This window comes from Thermosynechococcus sp., from assembly GCF_025999095.1.
Classification (GTDB): domain Bacteria; phylum Cyanobacteriota; class Cyanobacteriia; order Thermosynechococcales; family Thermosynechococcaceae; genus Thermosynechococcus.
This window is the reverse complement of record NZ_AP024678.1, coordinates 1,254,855-1,268,576: the sequence shown is the minus strand read 5'-3', so window position 1 is coordinate 1,268,576 and position 13,722 is coordinate 1,254,855. Positions and strand designations below refer to the sequence as shown.

The window sequence follows — 13,722 nt, the reverse complement described above, 5'->3', positions numbered from 1 at the left end:
AAAATTTTTTGCGGTGATCTATCCCTATGATGCAGTCACGGCGTGTGCAGGAAAGTTTGGTGGGCCTGGTCATCCTTGCGGGCTTAGGGACATTGGGGGTCGGCCTCCTCTGGTTGCGGGGCAACCTTGCCGGTGCCAATAGCTACACCCTTGAGGTGGAATTGGACACAGCACCAGGCCTAGCCGTGGGAACACAGGTGCGCTATCGGGGTGTCCAGGTGGGACGAGTCACGGCCATTGGTTTTGATGCCAATGCTGTCCAAGTGAGTGTGCGCATCAATAATGTGTTGATTCCGCGGAGTGCTGTACCGGAGATTCGCCAGTCGGGCTTTATTGGTCAGGCCTTCTTGGACTTTACCCCCAAGGAGCGGGTACCGGAGATTCCCGAGGGTGTCACCGCCTTTGCCCCCAAGTGCCAACCAGAGGTGGTTTACTGTAATGGCGATCGCGTGACCGGGGTGCGCACGGCTAGCTTAGAGGACTTGGTGCGAGCCGCAACTCGTTTTACCACTGCCCTTGCAGAATCAGGCCTTATCAACAACGCCAATACCCTCATTTTGGGCGCAACCCGCGTTGTTAACCGTGCCGATCAATCCCTGACGAAGGTCACCACTGCCCTCGATAGCTTCAACGCCCTCAGTAATGAAGCCCGTGTTGAACTACGGAACTTTGGCACGGCCTCGCAAGCAGTTACTCGTGCAGCCAACCAAATCAGTGAAATCGTTGAAGTGAACCGCAACACAATTAACTCTACTTTGCGCAACATTGACAGTGCTGCCCGAGAGCTGAGAACCACACTCAAAGCACTGCGCCCCCTGACGAACCAACTGGAGCAGGGGGAATTGCTAGCGAATTTGGATGCCCTAATTAAAAATGGTGCCGAAGCAGCCGCCAATCTCAATAAAGTCTCTGGGGCCCTAAGTAGTCCTGTCGTTATGCTGTCGATCGCCCAAACCTTAGATGCCGCGCGGGCCACATTCATCAATGCCCAAAAACTCACCAATGACCTCCTGAAACTAACCAGCGATTCATCCTTTCAGTCCGATTTACGGCGCTTAATTCAAATCCTCAGGCGCCTGCTGGCCTCAAGCCAAGCCCTGGAACAGCAATTATTGGCTCTTCATGCCACCTCCCTAAGGGAAACTGAAGCTGCGCCGCCAACGCTTGTGCCCATTCCCCCTGTGGCTGCAACACCCACAAAAGAAAACGCAGAGGAAGCAGCTACTTCCACAGATCCCTAACGTCCTCCCGAACTGGCAATGGGAAGATTTCTAGGAGGAACTGGGTCACCGCTGTTTATCATAGACCTAGGAATAAATGCATAGAGTCGAAATTTGCAATTTGCAAGGAATCGATTGAGGATAAAACTGATCATGGAGAATGCCTTACCTGCTGTTTATTTAAGTGTGTTGATTATTCTACTGGGCGTCTCGGCTTGGTTTGTGGTCAAACAAATTCTTAAAACCCGCCGTATTGAGTCTAGCTTGGCACGCCTGCAACGGAAACTCAAGCAAGAACCGGGCACTGCCCAAGAATACTTTGAGCTAGGCAGCATTTACCTCACCAAGAAACTCGCTAGCCAGGCAATTCCCCTGTTTCAAAAAGCCCTTAAAGCGGCTGAAAGTGAAGGCGAGACCTATGTGGCCCCTATCTACAATGCCCTGGGCTATGCCTACTTCATGCAAGAGCAGTATGACTTGGCGATTCGCCAGTACAAAGAAGCCCTCAAAAATCAACCGGAGTATGTGACTGCGGCCAACAACCTAGGTCACGCCTATGAGAAGAAGAACCTCGCCCAGCCAGCCCTTGAGGCCTATCAGCACACGCTGAAATACGACCCCAACAACGCGATCGCCCAACGGCGGGTGAATTCTCTGAAAAAACGACTCAGTGGTGCGGCGGCTTGAGGATAGCTAGTCAAGCAAAAACTGGTTAGCAAAAAAAACTGGCCAGGACATTCCCCAACCAGTTCTCAATTTAGTATCTGGGTATTTATCTGGGTAAGCTAGTCCTCGGCTTAGGCTTCTCCTTCAATGTAAAGAAACAGCAGTCCCATCACTACCGTGGGCATTAGCCAACAGACCACGGGAATAAAAATCCAAGGCAAAAAGGATGCAGCATAAGATCCCATCATAATCAGCGGTTCTCCTTCTGGGTAATCAACAGCAAAGTGTGACCAAGGCGCTAGTTAAAGAGGCCAGTCATGATGCCATCAACAACAGCAAAGTTTTCAAGGAGGAAAAAGGCAACAAAGGCACCCCCCATGGCACCCACAAAGAAGCCAGCCGTAAACTGACTCCAACCTTCACCGTTTTTCAGGGAATCGCTGCTACTGCCACCCTTTTGAAAACTGACCAGACCATAGGCCGCTAAGCAAGCTGTGGCAATTAAAATGAGGGCGATCCCCGAAATTAAGCCGCCGAGGTTGGCTACATCAGAGTCCCGCAGGGGACCCAGCTTGACCCAAGGGCCAATCAGGAAGTAACCATGGGCCATACCCACTTCCAAGCCCCGCAGAATCGGGGAGAGGCCTTGACGATAAGCGGGTAGGTTGCCGATAAACGTCTTCACGAGGCCAGAGTCAGAAATGGGTGTTGAGAGGTGACCCACAAAGGGATCGCCATTGTATGGCTTAATCAGTTCTTCTGCCATGATTTTTATTTCCCTAGCATTCCGTCATGTCCGCGCACAGGCACAGACCTAAGTGGTTATTCTAGGCAAGGGCGGGCGATCGCGCGAGAGACAGCGTGCTTCTCTTCAAGAAAGTTCATGTATTGCAACATCCCCTTACGCCGCCCTGCCCCTGCCCTTGGGTTAGTAGGTGGGTACACTGGGATCAACTTCCTGACTCCAAGCGTTGATACCCCCTTTGATATTGATTCCCTCAATGCCAGCTTGTTTGAGGATGCCCAAGGCTTTGGCAGAGCGCCCCCCCATCTTGCAGTGCACCAAAAGGCGATGGCCATTCACCAAACTGCGGATTTTCTCCACACCCGGGCCATTTTCAATTTCCGATAGGGGAACAAGGACCGATCCGGGAATCCTGGCAATTTCGTACTCATTGGGGTTGCGCACATCCACAAGGACGTAATCTTGGGCGCCACTGTCCATCAAGGCTTTGAGTTCTTGCACTGTCATTTCGGGAATGTCTGCCATTTGGGCGGCCTCCTGAGCTTTGGCTTGGCGAATACCACAGAATTCTTCGTAGTCAATCAGCTTGTCAATGACTGGTCGCTCGGGGTTGGGACGCAGTTTGAGTTCACGGAATTTCATGTCTAGGGCATTGAAGAGCAACAGGCGACCACTGAGGGTTGTGCCCTTGCCAAGAATGATTTTGATGGTCTCTGTTGCTTGGATTACCCCAATAATTCCCGGTAGGATGCCCAAAACACCCCCTTCGGCACAGGAGGGTACCAGACCCGGCGGCGGGGGTTCCGGATACAGATCGCGGTAGTTGGGGCCGCCTTCATAGTTAAAGACTGTGGCCTGGCCTTCAAAGCGAAAGATGGAGCCATAGACATTGGGCTTATTCAGAAGCACACAGGCATCGTTCACCAAGTAGCGGGTGGGGAAGTTATCGGTGCCATCCACGACAATGTCATAATCCGCCATTATCTCAAGGGCATTGGCGGCGCTGAGGCGGGTTTCATACAGATCGACTTGGCAGTAGGGATTGATTTCAAGGATGCGGTGCTTGGCCGATTCAATTTTGGGCTTGCCCACCCAAGAGGTACCGTGGATGATCTGCCGTTGCAAATTGGAACTGTCAACAACATCAAAATCTACAATGCCAAGGCGGCCAATACCCGCAGCAGCGAGATACAGTAGCAGCGGTGATCCCAATCCACCGGTGCCAATGCAAAGCACGCTGGCAGCTTTGAGGCGTTTTTGACCCTCGACACCCACCTCCGGCAAAATCAGATGGCGGGAATAGCGTTCATAGTCATCTTTGGTTAGTTCAATCGTAGCAAGGTCTGGATTTAGCATGGTAGCCCTTCGTAACAAATACGGCTGATCTAACCCGATCAGCAAGGGTGAGGGGATGACTTCCATTTTACTTAGGGGCGCGACAGGGGATCTGCCAAGGTTTCAATTGTCAATACTTGGGGTGGTGTCGCATCTGGCGGATAGACCATGGTGAACTGTACCCAGCGAATTTCCTGGGGTTGGAGCGTCAGCCGTACAAGATCATCCCCCTGCTGGCCTTGGCGTTGGACAAGGTGAATGATCCGACTTTGGGGGGTGCCTTGATCGTCCCGGAATCGTAGGCGGACGCTGCCCCGGAAAAAGATACGGTTGGGCGGCTCAGCAAAGAAGCGTAGGCCGGGGGCAGGAGCATCGAACTTGACAGGGGTTTGGAGGGCAAGGCGAATGGTCTGGGGGCGATCGCTGGTGTTTTGCAAGGGCAGCACTAAATCATATTCAACCCCATAGTTGCCGTGGGCGGCATAGGCCGTATCCGGATAGCGCACCACCAAGGGAGCAGTTTGTATCTGCTCAGTACCCAGGCGCCCCCCTACTAATGTGCTAATGGGGTAGGAAAAAGCCGTACCCCCTGTGGGAATGGGAATTGGTTGCTGCTGGGGATTGTGCCAGCGGGAACCAAGGGCAACGCCGGCGACTCGGCCATAGATGATCTTGCCCCCCTGATTGGGGGGGGTGGGGGCGCGATCGCGGGGAGTGACGAGTTCCCCTGTCATTAGGGTCTGCTGCCATTGCTCTAGGGTCGGCGGTTCATTGTCAAAGCGAGCTAAACTGGCGAGATAAATGTTGCCGCTACTGCGGGCACGGATCAGCAGGGAACGGCCATTGAGGGGTGGGTCTAGCCCCTTAACCGGAATCGGTAAATTGGCAATCAGGGCATAACGGCGGGCGGGAATCACCACTTGTGCTGGCCAGCCCGATTGCCGCCGTTGTCGCAAAATATCCAGCATGACGCGATCGCCCGGACCCGCAAAAATTTGGCCTAGATCATTGGCCTGCTGACTGGGCAGGGAGCGGAAGGGAGCATCGGGTTGACTCAGGTAACTGGCGGCATAGATCAGGTTCACCGTTACCGCTTCAGAACTGGGGTTGTAGGCGAGAATCCCTAGGTAGAGGGTGGTGAGATTCTGCGGGTTAAGGGGCTTAGCAATATGGTGGGCAAAGATATCAAAGCGATCGCGAAAGGCAAAGTTCAAGTGGGCCTGGGGGGTCCCTTTGCCCTCTGGTGGAAAGGTAGAAAGAAGAATGCCCGGTCGCTGTACCACCTCTGGGCTATTGCTATTAAACACAGGCACCTGATCGAGGGCCCCCGGTAAAGGGAGGACTTTTTGGGGTTTTTCAATTGTTGCTAGCGCCTGGGCTAGCACTGGAGAAATGACAATAAGTGCTGCACCGGTCCCCCACCACCAGCGGAGATCAATGGTCATCACCGAGACCTAGTAGCTAATCTGCAGCGTTACACTCGCCTCCACCTGCAATTCCCCAGAGACAACAGGGGTGCTATCAGCCATCGTTGCTGCACGAACGGTGAAGAGTTTTGGGGGAGGTGCCGCCTGACTAATTTGAATGCTCACCACTTGACGCGGTTGGAGATTGAGGGCACTCAGGACTGCTTGGGCTTGGCTTTGGGCATCTTGGGTCGCCCGCTGCAGGGCAGTGCGTTGGGCAGCAGCGATAGTGGCCTCTGGTGCCGTAAAGCTAATATTGTCAATCGTGGTTGCGCCAGCTTGCACAGCAGCGTCGAGGAGTGGCCCCACGCGATCGCTGGCAATGCGAAAACTCACGGTATTGCGCCCGATATATCCCACCAGTATCCGCTGATTGTTGGTGTATTGATAATTGGGACTGAGACTCAAGCCTGTGGTTTGCAGTTGGCTGACCTCCCGTGCCCGCAAAACTGCCAAAACTGCATTGGCTCGCCGCGCCACCTCCTGCTGTACCTCCTGAGCCGTGCGACCTTGAACCTCAACCCCAAGGCTGACTTGGGCAAGGGTTGCTGCAATAGCTTCTGTCCCTCGCCCTGTGACCGTCAGGGTACGTTGGGCTTCTTGACTCACAGCAGGTCGCTCACTAGCAACAACAGTCCCACCCAAAAGAACTGCCACAAGACCAAAGGTATAAAAAGGGATGAGTGGATGTTTCACAGCCGTACTGAGCACCTAAGGGCAGTCTAACACGTTCCTAATCCTTATAGACTGTGAGGGCCTTGTCCACTGTTCCTACCTAGGCAGCAAAACTGGTCAATTTAAGTTTTGTGACAACTTTAGGGCAACGATCATAAACGATCATTTTGTGTCTCACCCGCCAAGGTGACTATAATTTGCTTTCGTGGAGACTACCTTGAGAGGTTGTGATGGCACGCCCCCTCACCCCCGATAATCAAACACTGAACCGGGCCTGGACTTGGCAAGACGGCCTGATTATCTTGGCTTTGATTGCCCTGATCTTTTGGATTGTCAACACAGCGGCTCAGTTTACAGGACGCTATGACCCCACGATCACCATTGAGCTGAGTCCGGCGGTCTTGCCCAGTTACACTGCTCAAACGCTGCTGCGGATGCTCATTGCCTACATTATTTCTTTGGTCTTTAGTATCCTTTATTCCTATATCGCCTACTATAACCGCACTGCTGAAAAAATCCTGCTGCCCCTGCTGGATATTCTGCAATCGATTCCCGTGCTGTCATTTTTGCCGGGGGTGGTGCTGGCCCTCATTGCTCTCTTTCCGGGGAGCCGTCTTGGCGTAGAACTGGCAGCCATTATCCTCATCTACACGGGGATGGCTTGGAACATGACGTTTAGCTTTTACCAGTCTTTGATTAGCGTGCCCCAGGAGCTGCGGGAGGTAGCAAAAATTTATCGCTTGGGGTGGTGGCAGCGGGTGTGGACGCTGGATTTGCCGGCGGGAGCCATTGGCCTGATCTGGAATAGTGTGATGTCGGTGGCTGGCGGCTGGTTTTTCCTGATGGCGATCGAGTCCTTTACCATTGGTGAGAAAAGCTTTACGTTGCCAGGGTTAGGCTCCTATCTGGCGGCGGCAGCCAACCAACAGGATTATGTGGCTCTAATCTACGGCTTGGCAGTTCTGATTGGGGTCATCATTATCATTGATATTTTGGTGTGGCGCCCTCTGATTGCCTGGGGCGAAAAGTTCAAGATGGAAATGGTCGAGGCGGAGAATGTTCCTAAATCCTTCGTTCTTGATTTTCTGCGGCGATCGCCGACGTTGCGAGCCTTCCACCAAAACCTCTTTGCCCCCGTCTGGGAACAACTAGATGAGCAGTTGCGCCCCAAATACCCCCGTCAATCCCTCGCACGCCAGAAGGGCCAAGGCAACTGGCCGATAACCGCCATCATTTTGCTGATTTTTGTTGTGTTCGTGGGTTGGGGGGCGATCGCCTTTGTGCAGCAAATGTTCAAGGTGAGTTGGCAACAATGGCAGCAAATTACTCTGGGGGCAGTCCTGACAACCCTTAGGGTAATGACGGCACTCATTCTCTCGCTCCTGTGGACGGTGCCTGTAGGGGTGGCGATCGGTCGCAATCCCCGTGCTGCTCAAGTCTTGCAACCCATTGTTCAAATTGCGGCATCGGTGCCGGCCACGGCTCTGTTTCCAGTCCTGCTGTTGGCCCTGGCCAATGTGGGTGGGGGCTTGGAGATTGGGTCTGTGGCGCTGATGATGCTGGGCACAATGTGGTACATCCTCTTTAATGTGATTGCCGGTGCCCAAGCCATTCCCACAGAATTATTCGAAGCAGCGGTGGTCTATCAACTCCCTTGGTGGCAGCGCTGGCGTACGCTAATCTTACCCGGAATCTTTCCCTATTTGATTACGGGCATCATTACCGCTGTGGGGGGAGCTTGGAACTCCAGCATCGTCAGTGAATATGTGGAATTTCAAAATCAAACGGAGCAAACCCTTGGCTTGGGGGCCACCATTTCCGAGGCTAGCGTTCGGGGCGATTTTCCGCTGCTGATGGCAGCCACGGCGGTGATGTCGTTATTGGTGGTTTTGACCAACCGCTTGGTGTGGCGCCCCCTCTACCGCTTGGCGGAAACAAAATATCAACTGCTGTAATCAACGGCTGTGGGGGCAGGTGATGCGTGTCATTGGCCTGATGAGCGGAACCTCTGTCGATGGCATTGACGCGGTCTTAGTGGCGCTCCAGGGGGGCGATCGCGACCTGCAGCTAACGGTGCTAAATTTTTGTACGGTGCCCTATCCAGACGCCCTGCGGCAACGTATTCTTGAGGTTTGTGGTGCGCAATCCTTGACTCTGGCTGAGTTGGCGGCGTTGGATGAGGCGATCGCCGAGGCCTTTGCCCTGGCGGCGCAAACGGTTCAACAGGGCTATCCACGGGCAGAGCTCATTGGCTCCCACGGTCAAACGGTCTTTCATCGCCCCGCTACTGGCGATCGCCTAGGCTACAGCCTGCAACTGGGACGGGGAGATTGGATTGCTTGGCGCACCGGTATTCCCACCGTCACCAACTTTCGCGCCCGGGATATTGCCTTGGGGGGTCAAGGGGCGCCCCTGGTGCCGCGGGTGGATTGGTGTCTTCTGGGTCACCCCATAGAAAGCCGCTGTGTCCAAAACATTGGGGGTATTAGCAATGTCACCTACTTGCCGCCGCGCTCCACTGATCCTGAGGGCAAAGGGGTTATGGGTTGGGATACCGGTCCCGGTAATGTGTTGCTGGATTTAGCGGTGACCGAGTTATCGGGGGGGAAATACACCTATGATGCCGATGGGGCCTGGGCACGGCAGGGCCAAATTGTTGAGGCTCTGGTGGCCCACTGGCTGCAGGACCCCTTCTTTCAGCAGCCGCCACCGAAGTCCACTGGCCGAGAACGTTTTGGTCTGGTCTTTTGGCAGCGGTGCCGCACCGATGCCGTGGGTTTAGCGCCAGCGGATATTCTAGCCACCCTAACGGAATTTACGGCTCGCAGTATAGTTGAGAGCTATCGCCAATTTTTGCCCCAATGGCCGCAGCGGGTGTTGCTCTGTGGGGGCGGCGCCCACAACGGGTTCCTCAGGGAGCGCCTGCAGGTACATCTCGGGAAAATTCCCGTGGAAACTACGGCGACGGCCGGCGTACCGGTGGATGCCAAAGAGGCGATCGCCTTCGCGATTTTGGCCTACTGGCATGAGTTGGGCCTGCCGGGAAATCTGCCCCAAGTCACGGGTGCGTGCCAAGCGGTCCCCTTGGGTCAACGGTGGGTAGGACAGCGATGAAAACAACATGTCCAGTGATTGTCACCACTGCGGAAATGCAGGCGATTGAGGGGGCGATGTTCGATGCCGGCTTCCCCGTTCCTGCCCTGATGGAAAAAGTGGGACAACGGCTGAGTGAGTTTCTCGAGAGCCATTTTCCCAAGTCTCAGTATCCCTGGGTGGGTGTTTTGGCAGGCCCTGGTCACAATGGCGGTGATGCCCTGGTGGTGGCGCGGGAACTCTGGCACCGGGGCTATGGGGTGAAGGTCTGGCAACCCTTTGAACGCCTGAAGCCCCTGACGGCAGATCATGCCCGCTATACTCGCTTTCTCGGTTTGCCCTTTGTTGACACAGTAACGGCGTTGCAGGAAGTGGACTTGATCGTAGATGGTCTGTTTGGCTTTGGCCTAGAGCGGCAACTGACGGGTGAACTTGCCGCTGCCATTGAGGCGATCAACACCTGGGGGCAACCGCGGGTGAGCATTGATGTCCCCTCGGGGCTACATAGTGATACGGGGGCAGTGTTGGGCACGGCAATTCAGGCCAATCGCACCCTCTGTTTAGGACTGTGGAAGCGGGGACTCCTAGTGGAGGAGGCACAGCCTTGGGTGGGGCAGGGCGTGTTAATTCCCTTTGATATTCCCTCGGCCGTGATTGAAACAGCCTTAGCCGCTGCGCCGCGGCGATATTGCCTGGATGCTTCCTGTTGGCAAGCATTGCCCCTGGCGCGATCGCCCATTACCCACAAGTATCAGCAGGGTCAGCTTTTACTCATTGGTGGCTCTGCCCAGTTTGGTGGCAGTATTCTCCTCAGTGCCCTAGCCGCCCGCTGTACAGGTGTGGGAATGCTGGTGGTGGCGGTGCCCCAATCCCTGAAGTCCCTTGTGCTATCACGAGTTCCCGATGCCATTGTTGTCGGCTGTCCAGAAACAGCTGGGGGGGCGATCGCCCGCTTGTCCGAGAGTCTAGAGTTAGGGAAATTTGCCGCCATTGCCTGTGGGCCGGGGCTAACCCCTGAGGCAAGCTCAGTTGTGGAAACAGTGCTCAGTGCTGGCAAATCCCTCGTCCTGGATGCAGATGCCCTAAACATCTTAGCCACCCTCCCCCCATGGCCGCTGCCCAGTGGTACAATCTTGACCCCCCATTATGGCGAATTTCGACGGCTCTTTCCTGACCTTGTGGCCGCCGGGGGCGATCGCCTTGATCAAGTGATCGCAGCCGCTAACCGCAGCAATGCCATTGTGCTTCTTAAGGGAGCACGGACGACCATCGCCTCCCCTGGGGGCGACCTCTGGATCAACCCTGAGAGTACCCCTGCCCTTGCCCGTGGCGGGAGTGGTGATGTGCTCACCGGCCTCATTGGTGGCCTCTGCGCCCAGGGGGATATTCTAAGTGCCGCCCGCGGTGGGGTTTGGTGGCATGCCCAAGCGGCCCTTGCAGCGGAACGACAGACTACTTCCCTAGGGGTTTATCCCGAACAGTTGATTGCTCACCTGTTGCCGACGCTGCGCCGCGCCCTAACTGCCAGCGTTTAGCTTTTTAGCCAAGAGTTGATTCGCTAGCTTTGGATCGGCACGGCCGCCACTTTTTTTCATCAGTTGGCCAACAAAGAAGCCTTGAAGTTTGGTCTTGCCAGCGCGGTATTGCTCCAGTTCATTGGGATGTGCTGCTAGTACCTCATCAATCATCGCCTCTAAGGTGGCCACATCGGAGATTTGGCTAAGGCCTTTTTTCTCGACAAGGGCTTTTGGAGAACCCCCTTGAGACAGTAATTCGGGCAAGATCTCCTTGGCAATTTTGCCACTAATGGTGCCCGCCTCAATGAGTTGGATCAACTCCGCCAATTCCGCCGGTTTCAGGGGCAGTGCCTCGATCGCCAGTTTTTGTTCTTTGAGATAGGCGGTAATATCCCCCATGATCCAGTTGGCCGCTAATTTCGGGGGTGCTCCTGCGACAACGGTCGCCTCAAAGTATTCAGCAACGGCTCGCTCATCGGTGAGAACGCGGGCATCCTGCGGCGGTAATCCCCACTCGGATTCATAGCGGTGGCGTTTTTGGGCAGGGAGTTCGGGCAGCTCAGCGCGCCATGCCGCCAGTTGCTCAGCACTGACCTCAATCGGTCCGAGATCGGGTTCAGGAAAGTAGCGGTAGTCACTGGAGCCTTCCTTGACCCGCATGGTTCGCGTTTCTTGGGTGGCCTCATCCCAGAGCCGAGTTTCTTGAACGATGGGTTCCCCCGCTTTGACGGCAGCCACTTGTCGCTCAATTTCATAGTCAATGGCCCGTTGGATGGCACTAAAGGAGTTCATGTTTTTAATCTCCACCTTCGTGCCAAAGGTGTTGCTGCCCACTGGCCGCACAGAGATATTGACATCGCAGCGCAGCGAGCCCTCCTGCATATTGCCGTCGCAAACCCCCAAGTAGCGGAGAATGCGCCGCAGTTCTTGGGCATATTCCGCTGCCTCTTGACCGCTGCGCAGATCTGGCGCAGAGACAATTTCCACCAGGGGCACCCCTGCCCGATTCAGGTCCACCAGCGAGTAGGTGGAACCCGACAGGCGATCGCTGCCTGCATGCACCAGTTTGCCAGCATCTTCCTCCATGTGCAGGCGAGTAATGCCAATTTTTTTACGGCGGGCGGTACCGTTATCCTCCACCAGTTCAATCTCGAGGTAGCCATGCTGGGCAATGGGCAAGTCGTACTGCGAGATTTGATAGTTTTTGGGCAAGTCGGGATAAAAATACTGCTTGCGATCGAACTTGCTGTAGGGCGCAATCTGACAATTGAGGGCTAAACCTGCCTTTACGGCATACTCGAGAACCTTTTCATTCAAGACAGGAAGCGTCCCCGGCAAACCCAAGCACACCGGGTCAATGTTGGTATTGGGGGGCGCACCAAACTGGGTCGAACTAGATGAGAAAATTTTTGTTTGGGTACTCAGTTGGCAGTGAATCTCTAGGCCAATCACCGCCTCGTAGGTGAGATTAGCGGCATCTACAGGGGTGGGTTCAGGCGCAACGGTTGCCGCCTGCGGTGTCGGGGTTGTTGATTGCGGGGATTGCGACGCTGTTGATGTTTTTGATGTTTTTGATGCTTGCCGTTTACTTGATTTTGCCTTTGCCATCGGAAACTCCACAGGGGTACCGCCACTATAAAGCAGCTTAGTCAGGGGGGAATTGAGGATCAAGAGTTAGGGGCGATGATTGCGCTCCTCCATGGGTACATAGGGCTGATTATGGGCACCGGTATAGATTTGAGTGGGACGATAAATGCGATTGGCCTCCAGTTGTTCTTTCCAGTGGGCAAGCCAACCGGCGACGCGGGCAATCGCAAACACTGGCGTAAAGAGATCACTGGGGATTCCCAGCCGCCGATAGACCAGACCAGAGTAAAAATCCACATTGGGATAAATTCCTTTATAGCTCAAGTATTCGCCTACCACTTCCTCCAATTTCAGGGCAATGTCGTAGTAGCGATCGCCACCGAACTTATCAAACAGCTGCTCCGCCAACTTCTGCAAAATCGTGGCGCGGGGATCTTTGACCTTATACACACGGTGGCCAAACCCAGCAATCTTGATCTTATTTTGGATACACTTTTCCACATAGGGACGGACATTCTCGACACTGCCGATTTCTTCGAGCATATTGATCACCTCTTCATTGGCGCCCCCGTGGAGTGGCCCTGCCAGCGTACCCACCGCTGAAGCAACCACGGCGTAAGGGTCTGTCAACGTCGAGGCCGTCACCCGCGCCGAGAAGGTAGAGGCATTCATCGTGTGCTCCGCGTGGAGAATCAAGCAAATATCAAAGACCCGCGCTGCAAAGGGATCCGGATGCCGCTCATTGAGCATATAGAGAAAATTGGCCGCATAGTCCAGCTCATCACAGGGCATGACTGGGTCATTTCCCTTGCGGATCAGTTGAAAGGCCGCCACCATCGTTGGAATTTTTGCCAAGAGGCGGATCACTGCTGCCCGAATGTACTCTGGATCGTCGAGGGCCCGCCGTGAATAGAACAATCCCAAAGCTCCCGCCGAGGCCTGCAGCGCATCCATAGGGTGGCCACTGTCGGGAAAGCACTTCATCATGTCGCGAATGCGATATTTGACGCGGCGATGGTAGGTAATGTCGTGCTCAAAGGCCGCCAATTCCTCCTTGGTCGGCCAGTAGCCCCAAATCAACAGGAAGGCTGTTTCCAAAAATGTGCTTTTTTCCGCCAGTTCCTGAATCGGGACACCGCGATACTCAAGAATGCCTGCTTGGCCATCCACATAGCTAATGGCCGACTGGGCAACGGGAATACCGTCAAGACCGGGGCTAAATTCGCAAGCAACCATGCGTGGGTGTCCTTAAAAGGGCAAACTGAATTGGCATTGCAGTATTGATCAATTTTAGGGGAGAGAGGAAAGATGTTGGTATGTTAAGCGGCTTTCCCAATTCCTTCAAGTTTTGCAACGTTTTGGCAGGCTAGGGAGATAGCCTCGCTACGATCGCGATCGGACCTCAAAACACCTTTGCC

12 protein-coding genes are annotated in these 13,722 nt (G+C 54.6%); 5 read left to right on the top strand and 7 right to left on the bottom strand.

The genetic code is table 11. From position 1 onward, the window contains the following. The first annotated feature begins 26 nt into the window (after positions 1 to 26). Together Q0W94_RS06200 and Q0W94_RS06195 are read left to right on the top strand one after the other, a co-directional pair. Complete coding sequence (locus Q0W94_RS06200; protein ID WP_297756783.1) at positions 27 to 1,241, top strand: MlaD family protein; 1,215 nt, start codon at positions 27 to 29, stop codon at positions 1,239 to 1,241. A gap of 132 nt (positions 1,242 to 1,373) precedes the next feature. Next, positions 1,374 to 1,907: a tetratricopeptide repeat protein gene (locus Q0W94_RS06195; protein ID WP_297756781.1), complete on the top strand. Its 534-nt coding sequence runs from the start codon at positions 1,374 to 1,376 to the stop codon at positions 1,905 to 1,907. Positions 1,908 to 2,017: 110 nt separating this feature from the next. Here the strand turns inward: Q0W94_RS06195 and Q0W94_RS06190 are convergent, their stop codons facing one another. The 5 genes from Q0W94_RS06190 to Q0W94_RS06170 form a co-directional block, all read right to left on the bottom strand. Then, positions 2,018 to 2,134 carry a photosystem I reaction center subunit VIII gene (locus tag Q0W94_RS06190; protein WP_011058237.1) on the bottom strand — a complete coding sequence of 39 codons (117 nt, stop codon included), beginning with the start codon at positions 2,132 to 2,134 and terminating at the stop codon, positions 2,018 to 2,020. 50 nt (positions 2,135 to 2,184) lie between these two features. Then, positions 2,185 to 2,652 carry a photosystem I reaction center protein subunit XI gene (locus Q0W94_RS06185; RefSeq protein ID WP_297756779.1) on the bottom strand — a complete coding sequence of 156 codons (468 nt, stop codon included), beginning with the start codon at positions 2,650 to 2,652 and terminating at the stop codon, positions 2,185 to 2,187. A 162-nt stretch (positions 2,653 to 2,814) separates the two neighbouring features. After that, positions 2,815 to 3,987: a molybdopterin-synthase adenylyltransferase MoeB gene (moeB, locus tag Q0W94_RS06180; protein WP_297756778.1), complete on the bottom strand. Its 1,173-nt coding sequence runs from the start codon at positions 3,985 to 3,987 to the stop codon at positions 2,815 to 2,817. Positions 3,988 to 4,058: 71 nt separating this feature from the next. Continuing rightward, the gene (locus Q0W94_RS06175; protein WP_315863051.1) at positions 4,059 to 5,414 is read right to left on the bottom strand and encodes a DUF3370 domain-containing protein; all 1,356 of its coding nucleotides are present in this window, start codon (positions 5,412 to 5,414) and stop codon (positions 4,059 to 4,061) included. A gap of 6 nt (positions 5,415 to 5,420) precedes the next feature. Beyond that, complete coding sequence (locus tag Q0W94_RS06170) at positions 5,421 to 6,128, bottom strand: SIMPL domain-containing protein (RefSeq protein ID WP_297756774.1); 708 nt, start codon at positions 6,126 to 6,128, stop codon at positions 5,421 to 5,423. Positions 6,129 to 6,337: 209 nt separating this feature from the next. On the opposite strand from Q0W94_RS06170, the gene Q0W94_RS06165 reads away from it, so the two are divergent. Genes Q0W94_RS06165 through Q0W94_RS06155 form a run of 3 tightly spaced genes read left to right on the top strand, consistent with a single transcriptional unit; the run spans position 6,338 to position 10,735 of the window. Beyond that, a complete protein-coding gene (locus tag Q0W94_RS06165) occupies positions 6,338 to 8,062 on the top strand; it encodes an ABC transporter permease subunit (protein ID WP_297756772.1) in 1,725 nt (574 codons plus the stop codon). Positions 8,063 to 8,084: 22 nt separating this feature from the next. Next, positions 8,085 to 9,221 (top strand): anhydro-N-acetylmuramic acid kinase, encoded by a 1,137-nt coding sequence (locus Q0W94_RS06160; protein WP_297756771.1) that lies wholly within the window; start codon positions 8,085 to 8,087, stop codon positions 9,219 to 9,221. Beyond that, the gene (locus Q0W94_RS06155; RefSeq protein ID WP_297756769.1) at positions 9,218 to 10,735 is read left to right on the top strand and encodes an NAD(P)H-hydrate dehydratase; all 1,518 of its coding nucleotides are present in this window, start codon (positions 9,218 to 9,220) and stop codon (positions 10,733 to 10,735) included. The genes Q0W94_RS06160 and Q0W94_RS06155 overlap by 4 nt, the downstream gene beginning before the upstream one ends. On the opposite strand, the gene gatB is transcribed toward Q0W94_RS06155, so the two are convergent. Beyond that, positions 10,718 to 12,325 (bottom strand): Asp-tRNA(Asn)/Glu-tRNA(Gln) amidotransferase subunit GatB, encoded by a 1,608-nt coding sequence (gene gatB / locus Q0W94_RS06150; RefSeq protein WP_297756767.1) that lies wholly within the window; start codon positions 12,323 to 12,325, stop codon positions 10,718 to 10,720. The genes Q0W94_RS06155 and gatB overlap by 18 nt on opposite strands. A gap of 66 nt (positions 12,326 to 12,391) precedes the next feature. Next, positions 12,392 to 13,540 (bottom strand): citrate synthase, encoded by a 1,149-nt coding sequence (locus Q0W94_RS06145; RefSeq protein ID WP_297756765.1) that lies wholly within the window; start codon positions 13,538 to 13,540, stop codon positions 12,392 to 12,394. Between the last annotated feature and the right edge of the window lie 182 nt (positions 13,541 to 13,722).

Coding starts and splice junctions, on each gene's coding strand:
- Q0W94_RS06145 (WP_297756765.1), bottom strand. CDS start 13,540: ATGGTTGCTTGCGAATTTAGCCCCGGTCTTGACGGTATTCCCGTTGCC.
- moeB (WP_297756778.1), bottom strand. CDS start 3,987: ATGCTAAATCCAGACCTTGCTACGATTGAACTAACCAAAGATGACTAT.
- Q0W94_RS06200 (WP_297756783.1), top strand. CDS start 27: ATGATGCAGTCACGGCGTGTGCAGGAAAGTTTGGTGGGCCTGGTCATC.
- Q0W94_RS06190 (WP_011058237.1), bottom strand. CDS start 2,134: ATGATGGGATCTTATGCTGCATCCTTTTTGCCTTGGATTTTTATTCCC.
- Q0W94_RS06155 (WP_297756769.1), top strand. CDS start 9,218: ATGAAAACAACATGTCCAGTGATTGTCACCACTGCGGAAATGCAGGCG.
- Q0W94_RS06165 (WP_297756772.1), top strand. CDS start 6,338: ATGGCACGCCCCCTCACCCCCGATAATCAAACACTGAACCGGGCCTGG.
- Q0W94_RS06185 (WP_297756779.1), bottom strand. CDS start 2,652: ATGGCAGAAGAACTGATTAAGCCATACAATGGCGATCCCTTTGTGGGT.
- Q0W94_RS06160 (WP_297756771.1), top strand. CDS start 8,085: ATGCGTGTCATTGGCCTGATGAGCGGAACCTCTGTCGATGGCATTGAC.
- Q0W94_RS06195 (WP_297756781.1), top strand. CDS start 1,374: ATGGAGAATGCCTTACCTGCTGTTTATTTAAGTGTGTTGATTATTCTA.
- gatB (WP_297756767.1), bottom strand. CDS start 12,325: ATGGCAAAGGCAAAATCAAGTAAACGGCAAGCATCAAAAACATCAAAA.